Annotated in this window: 27 protein-coding genes; 4 read left to right on the top strand and 23 right to left on the bottom strand. The window is 34.2% G+C overall.

The features are described from left to right. Window positions 1–220: 220 nt before the first annotated feature. The 16 genes from proC to EAI80_RS03570 form a co-directional block, all read right to left on the bottom strand. Window positions 221–1,000 carry a pyrroline-5-carboxylate reductase gene (proC, locus tag EAI80_RS03645; RefSeq protein ID WP_129980965.1) on the bottom strand — a complete coding sequence of 260 codons (780 nt, stop codon included), beginning with the start codon at window positions 998–1,000 and terminating at the stop codon, window positions 221–223. A gap of 40 nt (window positions 1,001–1,040) precedes the next feature. After that, on the bottom strand, window positions 1,041–2,117 hold the full coding sequence (ftsZ, locus tag EAI80_RS03640; protein ID WP_129980964.1) for a cell division protein FtsZ: 1,077 nt from the start codon (window positions 2,115–2,117) through the stop codon (window positions 1,041–1,043). A 15-nt stretch (window positions 2,118–2,132) separates the two neighbouring features. Continuing rightward, window positions 2,133–3,398, bottom strand: coding sequence for a cell division protein FtsA (ftsA, locus tag EAI80_RS03635; RefSeq protein WP_129980963.1), 1,266 nt, complete (start codon window positions 3,396–3,398; stop codon window positions 2,133–2,135). Window positions 3,399–3,501: 103 nt separating this feature from the next. After that, window positions 3,502–4,275, bottom strand: coding sequence for an FtsQ-type POTRA domain-containing protein (locus tag EAI80_RS03630; RefSeq protein ID WP_129980962.1), 774 nt, complete (start codon window positions 4,273–4,275; stop codon window positions 3,502–3,504). Window positions 4,276–4,277: 2 nt separating this feature from the next. Then, the gene (murB, locus tag EAI80_RS03625; protein WP_129980961.1) at window positions 4,278–5,189 is read right to left on the bottom strand and encodes a UDP-N-acetylmuramate dehydrogenase; all 912 of its coding nucleotides are present in this window, start codon (window positions 5,187–5,189) and stop codon (window positions 4,278–4,280) included. Window position 5,190: 1 nt separating this feature from the next. Beyond that, window positions 5,191–6,279 carry an undecaprenyldiphospho-muramoylpentapeptide beta-N-acetylglucosaminyltransferase gene (gene murG, locus EAI80_RS03620; protein WP_129980960.1) on the bottom strand — a complete coding sequence of 363 codons (1,089 nt, stop codon included), beginning with the start codon at window positions 6,277–6,279 and terminating at the stop codon, window positions 5,191–5,193. An 11-nt stretch (window positions 6,280–6,290) separates the two neighbouring features. Beyond that, the gene (murD, locus tag EAI80_RS03615; RefSeq protein ID WP_129980959.1) at window positions 6,291–7,631 is read right to left on the bottom strand and encodes a UDP-N-acetylmuramoyl-L-alanine--D-glutamate ligase; all 1,341 of its coding nucleotides are present in this window, start codon (window positions 7,629–7,631) and stop codon (window positions 6,291–6,293) included. Further along, complete coding sequence (mraY, locus tag EAI80_RS03610) at window positions 7,632–8,600, bottom strand: phospho-N-acetylmuramoyl-pentapeptide-transferase (protein ID WP_192923994.1); 969 nt, start codon at window positions 8,598–8,600, stop codon at window positions 7,632–7,634. It lies immediately after the preceding gene. Between the two features lie 65 nt (window positions 8,601–8,665). Further along, the gene (locus EAI80_RS03605; protein ID WP_129980957.1) at window positions 8,666–10,789 is read right to left on the bottom strand and encodes a penicillin-binding protein; all 2,124 of its coding nucleotides are present in this window, start codon (window positions 10,787–10,789) and stop codon (window positions 8,666–8,668) included. Next, window positions 10,789–11,079, bottom strand: a complete 291-nt coding sequence (locus EAI80_RS03600) for a hypothetical protein (protein WP_192923993.1) — start codon at window positions 11,077–11,079, stop codon at window positions 10,789–10,791. The genes EAI80_RS03605 and EAI80_RS03600 overlap by 1 nt, the downstream gene beginning before the upstream one ends. Next, entirely contained in the window at window positions 11,079–12,017 is a 939-nt protein-coding gene (rsmH, locus tag EAI80_RS03595; RefSeq protein WP_129980956.1) for a 16S rRNA (cytosine(1402)-N(4))-methyltransferase RsmH, read from the bottom strand. Before rsmH ends, EAI80_RS03600 begins: the two co-directional genes overlap by 1 nt. Before the next feature lie 5 nt (window positions 12,018–12,022). After that, window positions 12,023–12,454, bottom strand: coding sequence for a division/cell wall cluster transcriptional repressor MraZ (gene mraZ / locus EAI80_RS03590; RefSeq protein WP_129980955.1), 432 nt, complete (start codon window positions 12,452–12,454; stop codon window positions 12,023–12,025). Window positions 12,455–12,640: 186 nt separating this feature from the next. Then, the gene (gene rpmF / locus EAI80_RS03585) at window positions 12,641–12,817 is read right to left on the bottom strand and encodes a 50S ribosomal protein L32 (protein WP_006504992.1); all 177 of its coding nucleotides are present in this window, start codon (window positions 12,815–12,817) and stop codon (window positions 12,641–12,643) included. Between the two features lie 14 nt (window positions 12,818–12,831). After that, a complete protein-coding gene (locus tag EAI80_RS03580) occupies window positions 12,832–13,347 on the bottom strand; it encodes a YceD family protein (protein ID WP_129980954.1) in 516 nt (171 codons plus the stop codon). Between the two features lie 138 nt (window positions 13,348–13,485). Then, on the bottom strand, window positions 13,486–14,088 hold the full coding sequence (locus tag EAI80_RS03575; RefSeq protein WP_129980953.1) for an esterase: 603 nt from the start codon (window positions 14,086–14,088) through the stop codon (window positions 13,486–13,488). After that, the gene (locus EAI80_RS03570) at window positions 14,085–14,906 is read right to left on the bottom strand and encodes an HAD family hydrolase (protein ID WP_129980952.1); all 822 of its coding nucleotides are present in this window, start codon (window positions 14,904–14,906) and stop codon (window positions 14,085–14,087) included. Before EAI80_RS03570 ends, EAI80_RS03575 begins: the two co-directional genes overlap by 4 nt. A gap of 200 nt (window positions 14,907–15,106) precedes the next feature. Here EAI80_RS03570 and EAI80_RS03565 point away from each other — a divergent pair, with 200 nt between their 5' ends. Continuing rightward, window positions 15,107–16,483, top strand: a complete 1,377-nt coding sequence (locus EAI80_RS03565; protein WP_129980951.1) for a hypothetical protein — start codon at window positions 15,107–15,109, stop codon at window positions 16,481–16,483. A gap of 77 nt (window positions 16,484–16,560) precedes the next feature. Continuing rightward, window positions 16,561–17,028: a YbaK/EbsC family protein gene (locus EAI80_RS03560; RefSeq protein WP_117458456.1), complete on the top strand. Its 468-nt coding sequence runs from the start codon at window positions 16,561–16,563 to the stop codon at window positions 17,026–17,028. Here EAI80_RS03560 and EAI80_RS03555 read toward each other — a convergent pair. The 3 genes from EAI80_RS03555 to EAI80_RS03545 are packed head-to-tail and all read right to left on the bottom strand — an operon-like array spanning window position 16,999 to window position 18,959. Beyond that, window positions 16,999–17,550, bottom strand: coding sequence for an SOS response-associated peptidase family protein (locus tag EAI80_RS03555; protein WP_129980950.1), 552 nt, complete (start codon window positions 17,548–17,550; stop codon window positions 16,999–17,001). The two genes, EAI80_RS03560 and EAI80_RS03555, sit on opposite strands and share 30 nt — an antisense overlap. 30 nt (window positions 17,551–17,580) lie before the next feature. Next, entirely contained in the window at window positions 17,581–18,066 is a 486-nt protein-coding gene (locus tag EAI80_RS03550) for an HD domain-containing protein (RefSeq protein ID WP_192923992.1), read from the bottom strand. 50 nt (window positions 18,067–18,116) lie between these two features. Next, the gene (locus EAI80_RS03545) at window positions 18,117–18,959 is read right to left on the bottom strand and encodes a YitT family protein (protein ID WP_022424841.1); all 843 of its coding nucleotides are present in this window, start codon (window positions 18,957–18,959) and stop codon (window positions 18,117–18,119) included. A gap of 70 nt (window positions 18,960–19,029) precedes the next feature. Here EAI80_RS03545 and EAI80_RS03540 point away from each other — a divergent pair, with 70 nt between their 5' ends. Together EAI80_RS03540 and EAI80_RS03535 are read left to right on the top strand one after the other, a co-directional pair. Further along, window positions 19,030–19,662 (top strand): Crp/Fnr family transcriptional regulator, encoded by a 633-nt coding sequence (locus tag EAI80_RS03540; RefSeq protein ID WP_129980947.1) that lies wholly within the window; start codon window positions 19,030–19,032, stop codon window positions 19,660–19,662. A gap of 57 nt (window positions 19,663–19,719) precedes the next feature. Then, window positions 19,720–20,706, top strand: a complete 987-nt coding sequence (locus EAI80_RS03535) for an asparaginase (RefSeq protein ID WP_129980946.1) — start codon at window positions 19,720–19,722, stop codon at window positions 20,704–20,706. A 21-nt stretch (window positions 20,707–20,727) separates the two neighbouring features. On the opposite strand, the gene EAI80_RS03530 is transcribed toward EAI80_RS03535, so the two are convergent. The 4 genes from EAI80_RS03530 to EAI80_RS03515 form a co-directional block, all read right to left on the bottom strand. Continuing rightward, window positions 20,728–22,716, bottom strand: coding sequence for an ABC transporter permease (locus EAI80_RS03530; RefSeq protein WP_129980945.1), 1,989 nt, complete (start codon window positions 22,714–22,716; stop codon window positions 20,728–20,730). 2 nt (window positions 22,717–22,718) lie between these two features. Next, window positions 22,719–23,477, bottom strand: coding sequence for an ABC transporter ATP-binding protein (locus EAI80_RS03525; RefSeq protein WP_129980944.1), 759 nt, complete (start codon window positions 23,475–23,477; stop codon window positions 22,719–22,721). A 103-nt stretch (window positions 23,478–23,580) separates the two neighbouring features. Then, the gene (locus tag EAI80_RS03520; RefSeq protein ID WP_129980943.1) at window positions 23,581–24,555 is read right to left on the bottom strand and encodes a sensor histidine kinase; all 975 of its coding nucleotides are present in this window, start codon (window positions 24,553–24,555) and stop codon (window positions 23,581–23,583) included. Further along, window positions 24,539–25,225, bottom strand: coding sequence for a response regulator transcription factor (locus tag EAI80_RS03515; protein ID WP_129980942.1), 687 nt, complete (start codon window positions 25,223–25,225; stop codon window positions 24,539–24,541). Before EAI80_RS03515 ends, EAI80_RS03520 begins: the two co-directional genes overlap by 17 nt. Window positions 25,226–25,248 lie beyond the last annotated feature (23 nt).

Here is a 25,248-nt window from a genome sequence, read left to right as displayed (position 1 = left end):
GAAGAGCTGATGTTCAGCTCATCAATTAAATGTTTTCAAATAAATCTGACGTGTATCTGTTCAGTTTTCAATGTTCTGTCTGCGCTCCTCACCGGAGTGCTCACTTATACTACCATCATTCATTTCCTTTGTAAAGACTTTTTTTGGTTTTTATTCATTTTTTGTGAAAAAATCTAAAAAGCAGCCTATAAGCGCTATTTTACCGCCTATAGGCTATGTTTTATTTGTTCATTGATTTTTCAATTGCGTTAATAAATGCACTGCGCATACCAGCATCTTCTAAAGCTTTTACGCCTCTAATAGTAGAACCACCTGGTGAAGTAACATTATCCTTTAAGATACCTGGATGAAGATCTGTTTTTAATTGCATCTTTCCTGATCCAAGTACTGTCTGACTTGCAAGCTTATAAGCCATTTTTCTTGGCATGCCCTGCATAACAGCTCCATCAGCTAACGCTTCAATCACCATATAGATATAAGCAGGTGCACACCCTGATAATGCGCCACCTACACACATTAAGTGGTTTGGTACGACTTCTATTTCTCCTACTGATGAGAAAGCATCTTTAATAGCACTAAATTCTTCATCAGTCAAAGAATGAGTCTGTTCTAATAAACACATGCCTTCTCTTACTGCCATTGGAGTATTTGGCATAACTGTTAGATGTCTTGTAGATGCATCTAATAGTGTATTGTATTTATCGAAGTCATAGCCAAGTACAATAGAAACAACTGCTTTGCCTTTTAAATCTCCTTTGATATCAGCTACTACTGATTCAATCACCTGTGGTTTAACACATAAAAAGACAAAATCGCTTTCCTTTACGACCTCATGTGCATCATTTAGAGCTACAATCCCAAAAGAGCTCATTTTATCTAGTTGAGCTTTATTTAAATCATAAGCACATATTTCTTTACCTGGAATAAATCCAGATTCTACAAAACCTTGCGCAATCGCACTCGCCATATTACCCATGCCTACAAAGCCAAATTTATACATAAGAATTCCCCCTTGTAAAAAAAGCTAACATAATGTTAGCTTAAATTTTTCTATTTCTAATAAAGCCTGGTAATGGATCTTCATCATCATCTTCAACAACTGTAGTTGTCTTATTACCATGTACTGCATATGTCTGTTTTGGAGTTACTACAACTTCTTCTTCAGGCTGATCTTCTTCAAAACCAGTCGCAATGATAGTAACGATGATCTGATCATCTAACTGATCATTAGAAGCTACACCCATGATTGCATTGACATCATTGCCAATTGCTTCAGTAATAGTCGCAAATGCTTCGCTTGCTTCAAATAATGACATGCTTGGTCCACCAGTAATGTTGACGATTGCATCCTTTGCACCGTTGATAGATACATCTAATAATGGAGATGATACAGCACGTTTTGCAGCTTCCTGTGCTTTATTTTCACCTTCAGCCATACCAATACCAATAAGTGCATCGCCACGATCCTTCATGACTGAGCTAACATCCGCAAAATCAAGGTTGATCATTGCTGGAATCGCAATTAAATCAGTAATAGTCTGAACTGACTGACGTAAAATATTATCTGCTTCTCTGAATGCTTCATTCATTGGACGATTACCAATTACTTCAAGAAGACGATCGTTAGATACAACGATAATAGAGTCTACGTTCTTACGTAATTCTTCTAAACCTGCAAAAGCCTGTCTTTTTCTTCTAGGCCCTTCAAATGTGAAAGGAGAAGTGACAACACCTACTGTTAATGCGCCTAAATCTCTTGCAATCTTTGCAACAACTGGTGCACCACCAGTACCTGTTCCACCACCCATTCCGGCAGCAACAAAGACCATATTTGCATCAGCTAAAGCTTCTCTAATTTCATTTTCAGATTCCTGAGCTGCTTTACGTCCGATTTCTGGATTTCCTCCAGCACCTAATCCCTGTGTAATATCCCTTCCTAAGAAGATCTTGTTCACACCTGTAATACCTTTTAATACCTGTGCATCAGTGTTTGCTACATAGAAATCAACACCTTTGACTCCATCAGTCACCATTCTATTAACGGCGTTGTTTCCTCCGCCACCTACACCAATAACTTTTATTTTTGCAACCTTCACAAAATCTAAATTTTCATCCATTGTCCTGCCCTCACTTTAATCATCACTTAATATCGAATCAAAAAACTTTCTAAACTTGCCTTTGTGATGAGTTGTTTCAGTCTTAGCCATCGTTAGACCTCTCACCTTTAAACTCATCGTGCTTGATAAATCAGGAAGAACAAGTGATACAACATCTTCACCTATCAATTCCTTTCGATCATCTAAGCAATATAACATACCTAAACACGGTACCAGAGACATATCTCTTGCACCTACTGTTTCAGGTCGATAACATCTTACAGGTGTACCTAATACATCTGTCGCAATTAAATTGAGGCAAGGTAATTCTCCTCCACCGCCGACTACAACAGTTTCATAAGTACGTCCATCATTGATAGCATCTAAACAGTGTTTAATTTGTGCCATCATATCCCACACAGCTGTCTGTAATACTTCAGACAAATCCCTCTGTGTATAATTTTTTTCTACCCCATCTACGATAGTAGTATGGATAATATCTTTTTCACCAAGACCATTTTCACATGTGCCGTATTTCACTTTATATATTTCAGCCTGTTCCATAGAAATCTGCCATGCATCTGCAATAGCACAAGTTAAGGTATAACCACCTATTGGTACAGTCTTCAAATATTTCAAATAGCCCTCTTCAAAGAAAGAAATAGTGGAATGATCATGTCCGATATTGATCATCACTGCACCTTCTTGAAGATATACAGCATCAAACGCTTCTTTTGCAGAAGCATATGCATCAATCGTAATATCAATAACATCTAATCCTGCTTTTTCTACAGCTGTCAGGTAAGAATACAATACCTTCTTGTTTGTAGTAATCACAAGTGCTTCTACCTTTAAAGAGGCAGAACGCATACCAAGAGGCATATGATCCACTTCTTTAGTATCTAAAAGATACTTAACAGGAATAGTTGATACAATTTCTTCTTTCTTGCTCTTTTCAAAACGTTGTGCAACCTTTAAAACACGTACAATATCACTGACCACAATTTTATCCTGAGGTGAATTCACTTTTGTAATACCTTTAGTTTGATATGTTCTTGCATAATTGCTAGGAAGAACAAGTGCAACAGATGTAATTGTTGTATTCAATTCAGCATCTGCTTCCTTAATAATTGATCTAATTTCATCAACCAGTACTTCTTCATTTTTGATCAAGCCACCCTCAATGGCGTGACTCGCTAATTTCTTCGTGAAGAGTATATTAATATTAGTGCTCATCAACTCTGCGACAAGTAGTTTTAGTGTCGTAGAACCGATGTCTAAAACAGCATATATTCTTTTCATAGACACTCTCCTTACATATAATCTTATTTTATCATAATTACAAAATAATGAAAACGATTTATAGACTACTTATCACGTGTTACATATATATGACTCGTAAGGTTTACTCGCATTTAGTCATGTATAAATTTCTTCCCTCAAATGAGAATACACATACATCACTTTTACTTTGCATATAAGCAGAGTAATCAAAACGAGATGGAGACAATGTATCCTTCATACCCTGGATATCTACAATCAATTTCTTTCCATCATCAAGTATTAAAGCCACACGATCATCATATCCTTTTTCTGGAGAATAAACGATATCACTTACAGCATTTCTAATCGTAACAGGAATAGTAACATACTGACTTGCAAGTTCTTCTACTGCCTTGATATCAGTAAACCCTGCAATCTTAGGAATCTGTTTGAGTCCTGTATAATTCATACCTTCAACAACTTGAATAAGTTTACCTTCTTCAGTAACGACATAGGTTTTATTGTCTAGTTCCATATATGCCACCAAGGCTGCTTCTTGAATTTCAATAGAAACACCACCAAGGATGTTATGAGTAACATAAGCCTTTGTGACAAGACCTGTCTTCTTCAGGTTATCTTTAATCGTGTCATTATTCAACAAGAAATGATAGGTATGATCTGTAATACCTGATTCTTTTATAACTAAATCTTTTGTAAGCTGTGAATTACCTGTGACCTTTATAGACATAACCTTTGATAATGGAGATATCATATATCCTAAAACTATTAAAAGAATAATACCAAGAAGTGTCAAACGGCGCTTTCTTAGTTTTCTTCTTCGTCTATTTTTCTCAATTAACTCACGTGATGGGCTGCGATCATATTCATTAAATACAAAATCTGGCTTCTTATCCATATTTAATCCCAATTCACTAAAATAACTTCTTTATGAAGCTTGACTCCAAACTTTTCATAAACAGTCTTTTCTACAAGTTTAATGAGATCAAGTATATCCTTTGCACTTGCATATCCATTGTTTACGATAAAATTTGAATGTTTAGGTGATACCTGTGCACCACCAATTTCATAACCGCGCAGCCCTGCTTCATCAATATAACGCCAGGCAGGTTTTTCTTCAGGGTTTCTAAAAACACTACCTGCACATGCAAAATTCCATGGCTGTGTACTCATACGACGTTCTTTACGCTTATCTAATACCTTACGGATTTCTCCTGGATCTTTAGCTGTCATTTCAAATGCTGCATCAAGAATGATCCAGTTTGGATGCTTTTGTAACACTGAATGACGATAAGAGAATTCCATATCTTCTTTACTTAATGTAATGATATTTAAATCATCATCAAGCACACGTGCACTTACAAATACATCTGCCATACAATACTTATAGGCACCAGCATTCATATAAATACCACCACCCATATCACCAGGAATACCACCCATAAATTCAAATCCTGATAATCCTGCTTTGGCACTCGAATAAGCTAAGGCAATCATAGAGACACCCGCCTGTGCCACAATAGTGCTACCATTCATCTTCACATCATCAAATGATTTCATTGAGATAATGATACCATCATATTCTTTATCACTAAATAGGAGATCACTGCCATTACCGATAACCATGTGCTTAATATCATGATCACGACAATAATTTAAAGTCTGAATAAGTGAATCGATATCGTTTGCTTTAACGAATATCTTGGCAGGTCCACCCACTTTATAGGTTGTATGCTTGTACATAGGTTCATTCTCAATGACTTTGCCTATATTCATAGACACAAGATCGTTATATACCTGCTTCACATCCATATTAGCGTCCTCCAGTTAATTTTAAAATTTCTTTATAAATATCCTCACATGCATGAGGCTTACCTAATGCATGTGCTTTTTTAGATAATTCTTTACGCATTTCTTCATTGTTCATATATTGATCAACAACTTCTACAAATGCAGCTGCATTTAAATCTTTTTCAAGAATCAAATGAGCAGCCCCTTTGGCTACAAGTTCACGAGCATTGTATTCCTGATGGTTAGCCACTACATAAGGACTAGGAATAATAATAGAAGCTGTACCTAATGCTGTCATTTCAGCAAGAGTTGTAGCACCTGCACGGCTCACTGCTAAATCGCAGCTATGTAAAACACTAGGCATATCATCAATATATGGTAATACATGAATAGAATCACTTAAGTCCTTAAGTTCTTCCTTCATCTTTTCATAATAAGTCTTACCTGTTACATAAAGCACATCATAATCCTTATGATCCATCTTATGTAATGCATCCTTCATTACAGCATTGACTGTTGCTGAACCAAGTGATCCCATAACGATGACCATAACTTTTCTATCAGGCGCAATATTGTAAAGATCATGAACATCCTTGAGTACTCCTTCAGATACAACAGAAGCACGAGGGTTACCTAGTAACTTTGTCTTATCCTGCGGAAATGCTTTTAAAGCTTTTTCATAACAGCAGATAATTTCATCTACACGTTTAATTAAGATTTTGTTTGTTAACCCAATGATGGAATTCTGTTCATGGATCATAGTTCTATAGCCTTTCTGACTTGCTGCTAAGACAATAGATGCACTAGGATAACCACCAAACCCAATAACGATATCTGGATTAAATTCCTTTAAAATCTTCTTTGAAGACTTTAAAGATTTTAAGAAAATCAAAGCATTTTTAGCTTTCTGTAAAGGATTGCCTACAAGACCTTTTACATGTAAACCACGATATGCTAAACCCATCTGAGGTACAATCTGAGATTCTAGTCTATCTGTTGTACCTACAAATAAGAATTCAGTATCAGGATCACATTTCTTAATATAATCAACTAAGGCAAGAGCAGGATAGATATGTCCTCCTGTTCCACCAGCACTTACTATAATTTTCATTTAACTCACTCCTATAACCTGTTCACGATGTCTTTGAAGACATTTCCTCTTTCAGCATAACTATGGAATTCATCGAATGAACTTGTTGAAGGAGAAAGCAATACAACATCGCCTTCTTCAGCAATCTCTTTTGCTTTTAAAATAGCATCTTTCATATGATCTACTACGATTGTATGAGGATGTTGCATATCTTTAGAGAAACGTTCTTTTGTATCGCCAAAACAGATGAGTGTCTTAATAAGAGGGTTTTGTTCTCTTACGTCCTTTAAATCAAGATTCTTTTCATGACCACCCATTAATAAAATAACTGGTTTTTCAAATGCTTTAATCGCAATTACTGCTGCATCTGTGTTAGTTCCCTTAGAGTCATTGTAATAACGTACGCCATCAAGTTCTCTTACAAACTCAATACGATGTTCTACACCCTTGAATGTAGCTAAAGTGTCATGAATAGATTCAAGACTTACACCTACTGCTCTGCACGCTGCAATCGCAACCATCATATTCGCAACATTATGTAAACCTACAATCTTGATTTCATCACGACTAATAACCTTCTGTCCCTTGTAATAAATCGCATTGTCTTTAAGTTCTACATCTGCCAAGCTTTTAACTGAGAATGTTTCAATATGTGATGGAACTTTATATTGTGCTAAATAAGACTGTAAAGTTTCATCATCACTATTATTAATAAATAAATCATTCTCATCCTGATTCATATAAATACGCATCTTAGATGCATAATATTCATCTAGAGAGTCCATATAATCAAGATGATCTGGTGTTAAATTTAAAACTGTAGCCACCTCTGGCTTGAATTCTTCAATATCAATAAGCTGGAAGTTAGACATTTCTACTACAACATCATGTCCTTCTTCTTCATATAAATGTTCATTTAATACGACTTCACAATAAGGAATACCGTAGTTACCGCAAATATGTGCCTTGCGACCTGCAACCTTTAAGATTTCATAAATCAAAGTCACTGTTGTCGTTTTTCCATTTGTTCCTGTTACCGCAATATAATGCTGCTTTTTAGCCACTTTATAACCTAATTCAATTTCTGTATAAACAGGAATACCACGTTCTTTTAAACGTAGGATAAATGGTGCATGATAATTGATTCCTGGATTTTTAACTACAAAGTCAAAATCTCTTTCAAATAATTCATCTGGCTGTCCACCACAAACCATTTCAATTCCTTCACTCACATATTTGTCATATTCAGGAATATCTTCTTTTTTCTTTGATTCATTGATAGTGATATCAGCATGCATAAACTTTAATAATTCAACTGCTGCCTTACCACTTTTTGCAAGTCCTAATACAAGTACTTTTTTGCCTTTAAACATTTATAACACCCCTAACAATAATCCAATAATACCCGCAATAAATCCAACTGCCCAGAAAGTAACAACAACTTTATTTTCGCTCCATCCACACATTTCAAAATGATGATGAATAGGAGCCATTTTAAATACTCTCTTACCTCTTGTCTTAAATGAAATAACCTGAATACATACAGATAATGTTTCAATAAGAGGTACGATTCCAATAATCAATACAAGTAGTTCCTGTTTAGTGATGACTGCAAACGCTGCAAGAATTCCACCTAATGCAAGAGAGCCACAATCACCCATGAAAATCTTAGCTGGATGTGCATTAAATACTAAGAATCCAGTGAGACCTCCCATAAGTGCAGCACCAAATAATGCTGCTTCAATATTCTTACTTAAAATCGCAAATGCAACAAATGGTGTTAATGCAATAATCATAAGTCCTGTTGCAAGGCCATCTAATCCGTCTGTTAAATTCACTGCATTAGATTCTGCAGTAAACATGAAATAAACAAAGACTGGATAGAACCAACCAAGATTAACACTAATATGTGCAATAGGAATAATAATTTCAGTTGAGAAGTTAGGTAAATAAGCTTTAGCTAAGAAATAGAATACAACCGCAACAACTGACTGCATTGCATATTTATAACTAGGCTTCAAACCTTTATTACTATGCTGTACAACAATTAAGTAGTCATCAATAAATCCAATAAATCCAAATCCTACTAATGCAAATGTTAATAGATTAACATATGGATTCATAAAGTTCTGATAATGGCAGATATAAGCTGCAATCACAGTAGCTATGATAAATACGACACCACCCATTGTAGGTGTTCCGCCTTTTTTCTTATGAGAAGCAAGTCCCTCTTCTCTTTCTACCTGTCCAAACTTTAATTTATGTAAGTAAGGTATAACCTTAGGCATGGCCACTAATACAAGTGCTATTGCCACCATAAAACTGATTATTAATAGAAACATGAAAATTTCCTCCCTCTATTTTACCCCACAAGTGTAGCATAATATGGGTGTAAATACAATGTCACTTATTTCGCATAAAGCTCAATCTCAGTGCCTTGTTTTAATTCAGTTCCCTTTGTAATACTTTGAGCATAAATAGAGCCCAAACCATTCATTTTAATTTCAACACCTGTGAGTGATGCAAAGGCTTCAGCCTCTTTACGAGACCAGCCAAGCATTGAAGGCATTGTATATTTCTGTCCATCTGTTAATAAAAGTACTTTAGAACCCATTGTAACTTCTGTTGTACTTGATGGATATTGTCCTACTACTGTAGAACCATCACCAATGAGTATTGGTGTAAGCGAATGCTTCTTTAAGATACCTTCAACATATGATGTACTCTGATTCATATAGTTATTTAATACATAAGGTGTTGAATTTACCTTTTCAGTATCTTTGCTTAAGATATTTAAAGCTGATTTAGTAATACTCTTGACTAGATCTCCAGAATAGTTAGTACCGCTGCTTTCATTCTGGAACCAGACTATAACTTCTACTTCAGGATCACGATAAGGTGCCATGCCGACAAAGGAATGTGTATGCTTAGAAGCAGAATAAGCACCATTTTCTGCAATCTGACCAGTACCAGTCTTACCAATGATTTCTACAGATGAATCTCTATAATCACGACCTGTTGATTCATCAATATTAACGACACCATATAAAAGTGTTCTCATCTGAGCCACTGCTTCAGTAGAATAAATTTTCTTAGAATAAGAAGTTTTAGCACTATAGAGTGTCTTACCATTTGTAGGATTAACTACCTTTTCTACTAAATAAGGTTCTACTGTACGACCATCATTCGCAAATGCTGAATAACCTCTTAATAGCTGTAGTGTAGTAACTGAAGAACCTTGACCAAATCCTGTTGTGAAATATTCTAAGCTCTTTGTTTTACCATCATAACCCTTTACACCACTACCAGAGAACAAGCCATCTACCTTACTAGTCTGGAATAATCCAAGATTCTTATAATCTTCAATTAAGCTAGACATATTTGTATGTTCAGAAAGAATATGACAAATAGCTGTATTAGAAGAATGGTACAACCCATCACGATAAGTAATACGGCCCCATCCAGTTCTATTGTGGTCATGAATTGTCGCAATAACACGGCCATTAGATAAATAATCATATGTACCAGATTCATATTTGCTATCTAAATCTAATACACCATCTGTTAATGCATTCGCATAGACAAATGGTTTGAAAACCGAACCACATTCAAATGCTTCATTTAAGAATGTATCGTTATAATTAGTTAAATCTCGTTTATTAGGATCAAATGAAGGATAGTTAGATACTGCAAGAATAGCCCCTGTTTTGACATTCATAACTACAGCACAGGCTTTTGAAGCCTTTGTATTTTCCTGCATATCTTTCATTAATGAATCTAATTCTGTCTGAAGTGTTGAATTGATTGTTAAATAAACATCGTTTCCACCTACTGCCTTTTTATCAGAAATAACCCCATTAGGAAGAGTATTATGCTTAGAGTCTACTAAATAAACTCTCTGCCCATTTGTACCCTTTAACCAATTATTATAAGTCTTTTCAATACCCATCTGACCTACAATATTATAAGGATCTGTTTCTGCAGCTACAGCTGCGTAGCCTACTTCATAACTTGCAAAATCACCAAAACGATAATTACGAGATGTAATTTCATCAAATTCAAGACCAGGTAACTTCAATGCCATAATCTTCTCTTTTGTGATAGAAGATAAATTACGGCCATAATTACCAAATTCTACCTGATATGTATTCTGATTCAAACGATCTAAAATTGTTGCTTTAGATACACCTAGAATAGGTGCTAACTCTTCAGCTGTTTGATCTTTATCTACAACATATTGAGGATTCTTTTTAGCATCTAACCTTTTTGCAAGAATAGCCCTTAATTTATATTTCTTTACATCAGAAGCAACTATTTCGTTATCACTTGTATAAATAGTCCCACGTGCTGCCTGGACAACCTTAGTGACCTGTCCTCCTCCGCGATTCTTCGCAAAGTCTCTTACATTGACGTTACTGATCATTGTCTTACCTGTTGTACATAAGTAACAGACATTGATTGCGAGTATAACCATCATAAAGAGAAATACAAGCATAACAACCTGACCGCTTCTATTTCTAGATCTCTTCATTATTCTTCAGCTCCTACCACTGCAGCAGCTGCAGAACTAGGCTGATAATCATAACCTTTCTTAGTGGCAACATCCTTCATACGTGAGAAAGAAGCCAATTCCTGTTTAGACATTTCTAAAGCATCAATATCTGACTGCACATTAGATATTTCATCCTGTGTCTTTTTGATTTTCGCATTAAGTTGTGATTCATATGAATTCAAATAAATACTACCTACCAAAAATAGAACAAAAGAGAACGCAAGCAGCATTTCTGTAAACTTTAAAAATCTTGATTTTCTTCTTTTCATTATTCATCACGTATCCTTTCTATTACTCTTAATTTAGCTGAATGAGAACGTCTGTTCTCTGATAATTCTTTTTCATCTGCGACTATAGGCTTTCTTGTAACCTTCTTAAAACGAGGCTGGTATTCCTCCGGAATAACCGGCATACCCATTGGTAAATCCGGTACCGCAGTCTTTTCATTAAACATATACTTTGTAATTTTATCTTCTAATGAGTGGAAGCTGATGACTGCCACACGTCCACCCACATTAAGTAGATCTAATGAATCTGTTAAAGCACGTTCAAATACATTTAATTCATCATTCACTTCAATACGAATTGCCTGGAAAGTGCGTTTTGCAGGATGCCCACCTGTACGTCTTGCACGAGCTGGAATAGCCTTTTTTACTATTTCTACAAGCTCAAAGGTTGTTTCAATAGGTTTAACCTGTCTTTCCTTTTCAATCATTCTCGCAATTGATTTCGCAAATTTTTCATCCGCATACTTATATAAAATAGTCACTAAATCCTGATAAGAATAATTATTCACTACTTCATAAGCACTTAAAGGCTGTTCTTGATTCATACGCATATCTAGTCTTGCATCTGTATTATAGCTAAATCCTCTTTCCGCATTATCAAATTGTGGAGAAGATACACCTAAATCAAATATAATACCATCTACCTTATAAACACCCTCCATTGAGAGTCTTGCCTTAATCTCTTTGAAATTTGCATGAATAATAGTAAAGTTGTCAGAAATTTTTGACAATCTTTCTCTTGCAGCTTCTATCGCATTGGTATCCTGATCAAAACAATATAAATGTCCTGTTGTCAATTTTTCTAGAATACGAGAACTATGTCCCCCTCCGCCTAGAGTACAATCCACATAAATACCATCTTCTTTTATATTCAATGCATCGATTGTTTCATCTAATAATACACTATAGTGTTCAAACATATTTATCATTCCTCATTTTCTGATATTCTTTCTGATAAGTCATCAAACTGGTCATCATATTCATCATAGAATGCATCCCATTTAGCAGTATCCCATATTTCAATATGTTCACCAGCGCCAACGATTGTACACTCTTTTTCTAGATGAGCATGTGTACGTAATACCTGGGGAATATTGATACGACCTAATTTATCAAATTCACTGCGGCTCATACGAGAAGTTACCATACGCAAATAAGCACGTTCTTCTTTCTTCTTATTTGATAACTTCTTCAATTCTGCATAATAAGTCTGCCATCCTTCTTCTGTATAAACATCTAGACAGCCTTCGTGGCCTCTCATGATATAGACATGGTCTCCGCATTCACCACGGAATTTAGCAGGGATGCTCAAACGGCCTTTAGTATCTAGATTGTGCTGATATTCACCAAAGAACATACCTTACTCACCATTCCTTTCCACAATTATCCACTTTCATACAATTCTTACCACTATTATAGACTTACAATGCACTTTCAGACAAGAAATTTATGGATTTTAAACACAAAAAAAAGTTTTCTAGCATAAAACGCTAGAAAACCTCTTAAAAATAAAAAAAGAGAGATTTTCATCTCTCTAAAGGAATTATTTTACATCCTTAACTTTAACGCCATTATAATAACCACAATGACCACAAACTCTATGTGCTAATTTGAATTCACCACATTCTGGACATTTAACAACTGCAGGAGCTGATAATTTGTCATGAGTTCTTCTCTTGTCTCTTCTTGTACTTGATACTCTTCTAAATGGTACTGCCATCTTGTTCTACCTCCTTATTCCTGATCCTTGAAATAATCTTTGAGTTTTGCTAAACGGGGATCGATTGTATCCTCTTCTTTTGCGACTACTTCGCTTTCATCCATGACTTTCCAGCCTGAGCCGCTCGTTTTCATCTTTGCGCCTTCCTTCACAACTCTCATTGGAATAGCCATCATGATTTCCTGGAATATGACAGAAGTAAGATCAGCAACATCTTTTCTTGCTTCTACAACATCCTCATCATCTTCAGGCTTATAAAACGCAAACACAACATCTGTATCAATAGAAAATGGGTAATCGACATCTTCCAATGATATAGCACAAGGAACAACCATTGTTCCCTGAACATGGTATGTTACATATAGATGTTCTTCACTACTATTGAAGTTGCCTGATCCTGTAACTTCCACATCCTTCAAATCATTGATTCGAGATAAGTTATAGAACATTTCTTTAGGAAATGTTATCGTTTCTTCGAAATCAAATTTTCCATTTTTCTGTTTGACTAACCAATTACGATTCCATTTCACCTTGATCACCCTCTATAACTGCATCACCCATTATAATGAAAATTAGATTATAAGTCAATCAAAAAAATCATTTTCTAATGGGCATTAATCGCATATTTTTTAAAAATGTCTTTGCGACCGTGTGTATTCTAACATAGTTTATTCAAAAAAGATAGATAAATTTTCAAAAACCCATTTAAATCCTCTGATCATTCTTTGATCTGGTTCAGTGAAATGACCTCCATTCTCTTCTATATATATACATCTGTTATTCTTGACTAGATATTGATAAGTTTCTATTGTATTTTGTCCTACTGTACACATGAGTTTATTCTTTGTTTTTGATTCTTTTCTACCTAGACTCAAGTATACTACTGCTTTTCTATTAATGGTATGAAGATAGTTGATCCAGCCTGGAAACCATAAGGAACCAGATGCACTTATACATCCTACAAAAGATTCATGTCTTCCATACATCCACAAACTAAACAAACCACCAAGTGAATAGCCCGCAATAATATAATGATGAGAGGAATTCATAGTTGAAAGAATCCACTTTTCAAGTTCCTCACCCTTTCCACCAAAACCATCAGCAGGCCATGGAGAAAGTTCACTGTTCCAATCCTTAATAACTGGTGCTATAAAGCAATAGTTTTTCTTTAATGATTTTACAATTGAAGTGCAGTCATGAAAGAAACAGAAGATATAAACGTCAGCATCTTGATTGCCATAAATCTGGCACTCTCTTCCATAATAAATCATATTAACTTGTAATACTTCATCGCATTATATAGTCCATCTTCATCGACTGTATCAGTCACATAATCAGCTACATCTTTTGCCAAATCAGCCCCATTGCCCATCGCAATGGCAGTACCTGCTATTTCTAACATTTCTATATCATTTGTAGAATCTCCAAATGCATAGGCATTTTCTATTGGTTCACCAACAGCTTCCATAAAATCCTTAATAGCAGCCCCTTTAGATACATCTTTAATCATCATTTCTCCAGCCTTTGCGCCAAATGTTGATGTATAGCCTCCAGCTGGTATAAAAGTCAAGCTTGGGTCTAATTCTTTCATGAATCTCTCAGCTGCTTCTCCTGTATCAAAAGTTGCATCAATCTTAAGAATTGGATTATTCTCTATTTCAGCCATCGTCTTCATACTCTTTTTCTTAAACACTTCTTCAACAGGTTCATCAAATTTCTTTTTGAACTGTTCTTCAAACATAGCATGTGTATAAGGATTCTGATAGCCATTTTTCCAATCTATGATCTGATAGCCTCCACCTAATTCTTCAATAAGTTCAAGTGTTTTCTTTACAACATCACTTGAAATGATTTTCTGTAATTCTGGCTTACCATCACGAACAACCGCTGCGCCATTCGCAATAATTGCATCTTCTATTCCTGTAAAAGAAATTTCCTTTGTCATAAAATAACTTCTTCCTGTACAAAAGAAACAATGATGCCCATTTTCTTTTGCTTTCTTAATCGCCTCTATTGCACTTTGTGGCACAGTATGTGTAACATCACTTAATAAAGTACCGTCTATATCAAAAAATAAATATTTCCCCATAAGTTTTCTCCTATATTAATATGATTATAATGTAATCTCTTTTAAGTATTATAGTATAAGAATGCAAAAAGAAACATTATTTTCTAATTCTGATCATCTTTTCAAAACCATTTTGACAAGAATCCATCATCTTTTTTCAATATATTAAAAAATATCTCATTGGTGTATTGTTTTGATATACTATTGTTGAGGTGATAATTATGGATGAATTTTTAAGAGATATACATACATTATTATTCAAGGAATGGATTCTCATTCAGTCTATTGAAGGCTGTGATATTAAAGAAGAAAGTAAAAAAATTATTCTTACAACTCCTTATTGTCATGCCGAAGTAGTATTTAATGACCATAACCTGATTGAATTATCAGTCACAAATCTTGTCACTGATAAGATAGACTTCTATCTTCATTTTCAAATGCATACTATGAATCATGCGATTTCGTTATATGAAGAAATGCTTCAATGTGTTAAACAATTGATCGATGAACCTCCTATTCGTGTTCTTTTAACATGTACAAGTGGCCTCACAACAGGTATGTTTGCTGCACAACTCAATGAAGCGACTATGCTTTTATCTAAAAACTATGAATTTGATGCAATTGCTTATCATGAACTCTATGATATTGCGAAGAATTATGATGTGATTCTTGTGGCACCACAAGTGAATTCTAAAAAGACAAAACTAGAAACATGCTTTAAAAAGAAGACAGTACTGACTATTCCTTCTACAATATTCGCAAAATATGATGCAGGCGCATTATTAGAATTCTTAGATGAACATTTATCGTCTCGTCGTCATCCAACTACGGCTCGTTTACCTGTCATTAGTCGTCCAGTGCCTCACCAGACAAAGATCTTAACCATCGCAACAGTACGCACAAGTCATCGTACAAGAATGATTTATCGTGTTTTTGATCAAAATAATAAAACACTATTAGATAATGAAGTCGTTAAGTTTGATTTTCAAGTAAATGACCTCTTTGATATCCTTGATACAGTATTACTCTTTCATCCAGATATTCCTATTATTGGAATTAGTCTTCCGGGAATCATTCGAGATGGTTATATGGACTTCCGTGACCAAAGAATCAATGTCTTAGGACCACTTAATAAACGTTATCCAAATAAACGTTTCTATTTATTTAATGATGTCAATACCCTTGTATCTGGTTATTATATTTCACAGAATAAATACCAGACAATCTCATTTCTTTATCAGCCATCCATGGGGAGTCCTTGTGGTATAGGTTCTGTCTTTAAAGGACAATTAATAGAGGGAGCGCATAAGATAGCAGGAGAAGCCAAATATCTGCCATTTAACAGAGAACAATTTCAAAAGACACCAGAGGAACAATTAAAATTCCTTGCCTATCAAGCTGCTGCAGTCATTTCTATCTATGATCCTGAAATATTGATCGTATCATGTAAATATACTAATAAACATGAGTTAAGAGAATTATTAAAGAAATACTTTCCAGAAGAATATCTTCCTGATATTCACTTTATTGAACATTTCAAGGAATATGGATTGTTAGGTGCTTTGATTCTTTCTATCCAAGAAGAAAATAAAGGTTGAGTTTATTGAAAAACTCAGCTTTTGTGCTATAATCCTTATAAACATATCTAGTTAGTATGTTGATAGGAGGAGTTATTATGTCTTTAAATTCAGTGAAGAATTATTTCAAACAATATAATATGGATACACATATTGTAGAGTTTCCTGTATCAAGTGCGACTGTGGAACTTGCAGCACAAGCTATTGGCTGTAAGGAACAGGAAATTGCGAAAACAATGTCTTTTCATGTCGGAGATGAAGTCATTGTGATTGTAATGGCCGGAGATGCAAGAATCGACAATAAGAAATATAAATCATTCTTTCATAAGAAAGCTAAGATGCTTCATGGGGATGAAGTAGAATCTTTGACTGGTCATCCAGTAGGTGGTGTTTGTCCTTTTGGATTAAAAGAAGGTATTAAAGTCTATCTTGATGAGTCTCTAGAACGTTTTGATCATGTTTATCCAGCATGTGGCAGCCCTAATAGCGCTATTAAGCTCACTATTCCAGAACTAGAAAAATATGCCCACCAGGAATCATGGATTGATGTCACTGATATCATCTAATGACATTTGTTTATGAGAACCAAGGACTTCTAAAGAGTCTTTGGTTTTTTTGTATACTCTTCCTTCATCAAGCCATAAATCTATATCTTCACATGAAACAATGACAGGCATTCTTGAATGGATTCCTGAGATGATATCTTCTGCTTCTTTTGTAAGTATTGTGAAATAGTCATCATGATAGATGCCTGCAAGATAAAGAATATGATTATTAGTAAATAGATATTGCGCATGTGCTCTATCCCATTCATAGAAACCACTAATTGGAATAATACATCTTCTTTTTACTGCATCTTCTTTAAACATCTTCTTTTCTAATACTGTTTCTATGCGTGCATTAAAGACACGTTTTTGATTTAATGGATAACCCCATGTCTTATAGTCTCCATAATGACCCCTCAAAATAATAAAGCCTTCTTCTCCTGGATGAATATCTCCATAAGGAAATATATGTCCATCAGAAATAATGACCCATTTAGTCAAGTCATATTTCAATTGTTCATCTAGATAGTAACGTCCACACATAATAACCCTCCAAAAAAAGTCATAGAAAAACTATGACTTAAACATTGTATCTAATATACGCTTACCTGTTTCTGTTTCAAAAAAACTCTCTTTGGCATGCTGAATAGATTCTATAGAAGCATTATCTTCAAATGCATTGACTAAAAAATCTGCTTCTAACAAGATACGATAATCTATTCCATCTACATCAGTATATGTATGATGATGGGCAATCAAGAAACATATTCTTTCTATATCATCTTCTTTAAATCCTAAAGAAGTACATATTTCTCTTGCAGGTGTAGGACCTTCCTGTTCCTGCAGTTTTCCATTTTGAAAGCCATATTTCTCTTCTGATACACGTATTCCAATATCATGTAAAATACTAGCTGCTTCTAATACAAAGAGTGTATGTGCATCCAATCCTTCTTTTTCACCAATTAATTTAGAAAAGCTATGTACCTTTATGAAATGCTGGATACGCTTAGGATCTCCACAATCAAATTCAATCATTTTCATCATTAATTCTTCTAACATATTCATCACCTGCATCTATTGTAGCACAAAAAGAAAAAGACCCGTAGGTCTTAACGTGATAATGTATACCCTTTTCCAATGACTGAATGAACATCACTCACAAAAACAAAGGAAGTAGGATCTATTTCTACAGAGATTTTCTTAATTGTCGCAATCTTTTTATATTGTGTAACCACAAGAATGACCTGCATATCTTCTCTTAAATAACCTGTTTCCGCTTTTAATAACGTGAGCCCAACATCAATTTCTTTATAAATACGTTCTCTGATTTTTTCATATTCATGACTCATAATCATGATTTCACATTGTGATTGACCATATGCCAATACTTTATTGACTGTTATAGTACAGATCATAATCGCAAGAATACCGTATACATTCTTCATAAAGGGATTAGATGCCACCTGAATCAAAATAACTGTAATATCACATATATTCATAACGATAGAAACAGGGACTTTGAAATACTTCTGTAAAATCACACCAATAATATCAAAACCACCAGAAGAACCATCGCCTAAAAGTACAAGTCCTACCCCTGCCCCAATGAGGACACCTGCAAGAATAGCACTCATTAAAGGATCAGAACTCATTTCAGCTAAGAAATTATATTTCTGACATAGATCTAACCCAAATGGAAAGATAATACTGACAATCAATGTCTTGAAAATGAATTCTTTACCAATAAATATATAACCTAATATAAATAATATTGCATTACAAATTAATACAAGAATTGAGACTGGTAATGGAATCATCTTACTTAAAATAACACATAACCCTGTGACACCTCCTGCAGCGAAGGATTGTGGTAATACAATCATACCAAGTGCTATATCAGTCAAAGCGACACCAACCAAAATTTTTACCATTGATAATACTTTTTCCTTCATTTTCATCACCCAGGAATATTATAATGATAAAAAGAGGCAATACAGTAGCCTAGGCTACAATGGGGGACATATGAATATCATTATTCCAGAAAACTATTTTTATTTATTTGAATCAGTAGGTGAACGTTGTGTCTTGCCTTCAAAGACAGTCATCTTTTATGAGAGTGATGATGCAAATGATATCTATCTTTTAATCAAAGGTCGTGTACGTGCTTATTTAAGCAGTTCACAGGGAAAACAGATTACCTTGGAGGTATTAAAGAAAGGACGTATTTTTGGTGATGGTTCTTTTTTAAACCATTCTGTACGTAAAGCGAATATGGCCACGATTACTGATGTAGAATTCATCCGTTGTCATATTACTGATTTGATGCCTATATTACAGAAAAATATCGATCTCATGATTCTTATGCTTCAGCATCTGACTTCTACATGCAACTATTTGACACATACAATTGAAAGATTAGTGAACTATAATAGTACGCAAAAAGTAGCTGACTTCCTTCTTATTGAAACAGATAACGGAAAAAAATCCATTCCTTATACGCATGAAGATATTGCAGGATGTTTAGATATGAATAGAGTGACTGTATCACGTATTATGAAGAAATTAAAAGAGGAAAATGCTGTTTTGTATGAGTATGGGATTGTTTCTGTAACAGATTCTAAAACATTGAAGCATATTCTAGAACACACTGAATAGAGATTATTGCATTCAAGTTTTGTTTTAAATATAATTATTGACGAGGTGTAAAAAAATATGAAAAAGAAAAAAATTGCGATTGTTGCGACAGGTGGTACGATTGCAGGAAGTGGCGCTGCAGGTAAAACAACAAATTATGAAGCAGGTACTATTTCTGTAGATGAAGTATTGGCTTCTATTCCAGATATAAGAGATCGTGTTGAGATTGTTTTAGATAATCTCTTTTCTGTTGATTCTAATGAAATTGATGATCAAAGATGGTTGATCTTAACTGAACATATTAATAAACTTGCAGATCAGCAGGATATTGATGGTATTGTAGTGACTCATGGAACTGATACAATGGAAGAAACATCTTACTTCTTAAACTTAACAGTCAATACATTAAAACCTGTTGTTTTAACAGGTGCGATGCGTCCTGCAACTGCAACAAGTGCCGATGGACCATTTAACTTATTCCAGGCCATTATGCTTGCAAGTCATAGTGAAGCTTGGGGTCGTGGTGTAATGTGCTTATTCTCAAGTACTATTTTCTCCGGTAGAGATATCCAGAAAATCAGTAATTATAAGATTGATGCCTTCGACCAGAGAGCTTTCGCTAATCTTGGTTATATGAAGGATGATGAAGTTTATTTCTCTTCTCAGCCATTAAAGAGACATACAACTTATTCAGTCTTTTCACGTAAACCAATCAAAGATTTAGCTCATGTCGCAATTGCCGACTATTATGTAGGTGCTTCTCCTGATATTCTTGACTTTCTAGCAAAAAATAATGAAGGTATTGTGATTGTCGGAACAGGTAGCGGAAACTATTCTAAAGAATGGCGTCAGCGTATTGAAGAATTATCTGATCAGGGTATTATCTTTGTACGTGCGAGCCGTGTAACGAACAGTATTATCTTCCAGGATGATTATTTTGATCCTAAACATGTATGTCTAGGGGCTAATAACTTGTCCCCTTATAAAGCACGTATTCTATTAATGCTTTCTCTCACAATCACAAAAGATAAAAAAGTAATCAACGATTACTTCTTAAACTACTAAAAAAAGGCTCGAAAGCCTTTTTTATTTTCTTACAATCTTATAATATGTACGACTTGTACAGAAATAAACAATAGTATAAAGAATAGTAAGTACTATCACTGATACAACAGTACATGTAATAAATGTCTGAGGGGCATTAAGAATCATTACCTTAAACATCTTTAAGATCATATTATATGCCACAGACATATGAATAACTGCCACTACAAGAGGAAGAAAGAAGAAAATCAATACCTGTGAAGATACAGCCTGTCTGACTTCTTTTTTACTCAATCCTACATTCTGCAATATTTCATATCTTTTCTGATCTTCATAGCCTTCAGATAACTGCTTATAATACATAATCAATACGGTTGCCATCATAAAGAGTACACCTAGAAAGATTCCTAAGAATAATAATGAACCATACATCTGACTGAATAGTTGGTAGTTATCATAGCGAGTCATATTAGAATAACTGATTTCACCATCATTCTTTTCACTGACTTTCAAAGTGAAATTCTGTGTTGTTTTACGCATGACTTTTTCAGCCTTTGAATTGAAATAACCACCTTTATAATCCACTAATATTTCATAAACATAAGAAGGGGAAGAACGATGTTCAAATGTAAGTGCCTGTTTTAAAGCTGCATCATCCTTGAATACAAATGTAATACTATCTGAATTTACATTCGCAATATCATCCTTGACAAACCAGGGATCATTCTTAACCATCTTTAATGAATACAATTGATTATTCAACATCATTGAATCATGATTAAAATGATAATTAGAATTATAAAGTACTTCATGATCATTTAAAGTGACATGATGATTATAAATACGATTGTAATCAGCTAATGTCATACCAAGAACTGTAATAATCTTATTATTACCACCTTCTCCTGGCGCAGTAAAAACTGTTCCATTTTGAGAAGCCAATACATTACAATACTTTAAAGAAGCCATTTGAGAAATACCGATATTTTTAGAAGCAAGAGATGTTTTAATGTCCTTTTCAAGGTTGATGATTTCTTCATCCATATTCACCTTTTCCATATTCCCTACTTTATAACTATAGTCAGCACGAACACTTTTTTTCACAGTATCAAAAACGCCACTATAAAGAGTATATGTAGAAGTAATCATGACAAGAATACATGTACATAAAATACAGATACTAGCAAGTCCCACTGCATTCTGCTTCATACGATACATCATCTGAGACACACTGATGAAGTGATTTGTCTGATAGTAATACTTCTTATTCTTCTTTAATATTTTCAAAATTACAATAGAGCCAGCCGTAAAGAGTGCATATGTACCAATAATAACAAGTACAACTGCCACAAAGAATAAGACAAGGGCAGTGATTGGATCTTCAATCGACAAGGCAATTGTATAACCAGCACCTAGTGTGATGACACCTATTAAAGTCATCAACCACTTTGTCTTTGGTTCCTTTTCTCCAACCTGTCCACCCTTTAATAACTGGATTGGATTAGAGAAACGAATAGAAGCTGCATTGATCATAAATGAGACAAAGAAAATAACACTAAAGAGAAGAGTTGTGATCAAAATCGCATTCATATCAATACTAAATACAATCGATGTATGAATAGCCAATATCTTCACTAAAATAAGCATCATAAGCTTACTGAATAGAACACCTGTTAATACACCAAACCCTAAAGAAATCAAATAAACAATCAATGTTTCAAAAAAGATAATCAACATCACATGACGTTTTTCCATTCCTAATATATTATAGAGTCCAAGTTCCTTCTTACGATTCTTCATGAGGAAGCTATTTATATATAATAAGAATATGACTGAGAATATAATCACAACATACACGCCAAGATTCATCATCATGGCTGCTGATTCACTGTCTTTTCTTAGGCCATTATCTCCACCTAAGAACTTTACACAATAAAACATCATGACAGTAAAGATACTTGTAATAAGATATGGGAAATAGATTTTTCCATTCTTTTTAATATTTGTCAGGGCAAGTTTTAAATAAAACATGATTACTTACCTCCTGTCTGCAGTAGTGTAAGTGTATCACTGATTGCCTGATACATCTCTTCGTTTGTCTTATCTCCTTTATAGATCTGATGATAGACCTGTCCATCACGTATAAATAAGACACGTTTCGCAAAGCTGGCTGCTTTAGTACTATGAGTAACCATCACAATGGTCTGTCCTTCTTTATTTACATGATCAAAGATATTCAATAAATCATCTGTAGATTTAGAATCCAGAGCACCTGTTGGTTCATCAGCTAAGATAATCTGAGGATGAGTAATTAAAGCTCTTGCGACGGCTACTCTTTGTTTCTGTCCTCCTGATACTTCATAAGGGTATTTATCCAGTAGTGATTCAATACCTAGCTGTGGTGCTAAGTGATTCAATTTAGTTTCCATCACATCATAGTTTTCTTTAGATAAAACTAAAGGTAAAAAGATATTATCGCGTAAAGAGAATGTATCTAATAAGTTGAAATCCTGAAATACAAATCCAAGATTTTTTCTTCTAAACTGTGAAATATGCTTTTCACTGATTTTAGTAATATCTTCTCCGTTAAGTAGTACTTCGCCACTTGTCGGTGTATCTAGAGATGCTAGGATATTTAAAAGTGTTGTCTTACCACTTCCTGATTCACCCATAATAGCGACATATTCCCCTTCTTCTACTGAAAAAGAGACATTAGACAGAGCAGTGACCTGCTGAGATGAAAAACGTGTTGTATAGACTTTTTTTAAGTTTTTAACTTCTAATAATGACATATATGTTTTCCTCCTTCGTTACAACTATAGTTTAATTATTTTGAAACATATCTGCCATTGATTCACCTTACAGAATAAGTCTCTTATCTTACAATTTTGTAAGTTACTCTACAATAAGAGGTTTCTTTTCAAAACATATAGAAACAGTTGTCCCTTTATTTACTTCAGACTCTATATGAATAGGATAACCCAAAATATCACATATATTCTTAACAAGATATAAGCCTAATCCACTCGCCTTCTTATCAATACGTCCATTTGTACCAGTAAAGCCTTTTTCAAAGACACGAGGCAAGTCCTCTTTCTTGATACCAATTCCTGTATCTTCTATATATAATGTATAACCCTTCATATAAATGCGAATAGAACCTTCTTTAGTATACTTCAAGGCATTGGATAAGATCTGTTCAATAATAAAAGAAGTCCACTTCTCATCCGTAACTATCTCTTCATCTAGCTCTTCTAGCTGAAGAGAAATCTTCTTATGAATAAAGAATAAGGATTGTTTCTTGACAACTCCATTTACTATATCCCCTATTTTATAATGACCAATTTTTAAATCCTGATTCATATGTCCCATCTTGACATAGTACATCATCATATCCACATACTGTTCAATACGTAATATCTGCATGGATAGTAGATGTGGTGATAACTCACCTGATTGTATGAGTAATCTTAGTCCTGCGATAGGTGTCTTAATCTGATGAACCCAGAGTGTCATATAATCAGATAGTTCATGATAGCTTGTATCCTTCTGATTATTAAGGACAATATTAGCCTGGATAATCTTATCTACAAGTGCATAATAAGAATCTTCTAAAGCATTCTCTGGAGTCGGAATATTTTCTAAGTAAATATGATCAAGATGTAAAGCATACTTAAGTGCTTTGATCTTGTTATTATATTTGTAATAGTCATAACTAAAATAAACAATCACAAAAAAGAAACATAAACAGGTAGGATAATAAAGCAATGAAATAGAAACATCACATAATAAGAGGATCAGATCAAACAAGAAAATCATCACCAGATAAACAAGATAATAACGATAATGGTCTTTAATGTATGTCTTCATAATATAACTGATACCCTATCCCTTTCTTTGTATGAATAAGCTGTGGTAAAGAAAAAGCATCTAATTTCTTTCTTAAGCGATTGATATTTACACTTAATGTATTATCATCTACAAAAGCTTCACTTTGCCAGAGAGCTTCCATGATTGTATCTCTAGAGACAATCTGTCCGGCATGTTCAAATAAAATCTGCATGATCTTAAGTTCTGTTTTAGTGAGTTCTATAGAGTCTTCATGATAGCTAATGACACCTTTTAATAAATCAAGAGTCAGTGAGTGATAGTTCAAGACATTTTGTGTTTTATTAAATGAATAGGTACGTCTAAGTATTGCCTGTAACTTAGCCGTGAGTACCGTTAAGTCAAAAGGCTTATTAATAAAATCATCTGCCCCCATATTCATTGCCATAACGATATTCATATTCTCACTTGTAGAAGAAATAAAGATAATAGGCACTTCTGATTCTTTTCTTATTTCCTGACACCAATAATAACCATTGTAGTAAGGCAGAGAGATATCTAATAATATAAGTAATGGTTCATAGTTTCTAAAGTCTTCTAAAACATTTTCAAAATCATTCACTACAAACACATCATAGTTCCACTTTTCTAGATGTTTTTTTATAGAAGAAGCAATAATTTCATCATCTTCTACAATCATTATTTTCTGCATGTATAACCACCTCTAGTTTATTA

It is taken from the genome of Catenibacterium sp. co_0103 (assembly GCF_004168205.1).
Lineage (GTDB): Bacteria > Bacillota_I > Bacilli_A > Erysipelotrichales > Coprobacillaceae > Catenibacterium > Catenibacterium mitsuoka_A.
The sequence above is the reverse complement of the archived record's forward strand: the minus strand, read 5'-3'. Positions and strand labels throughout refer to the sequence as shown.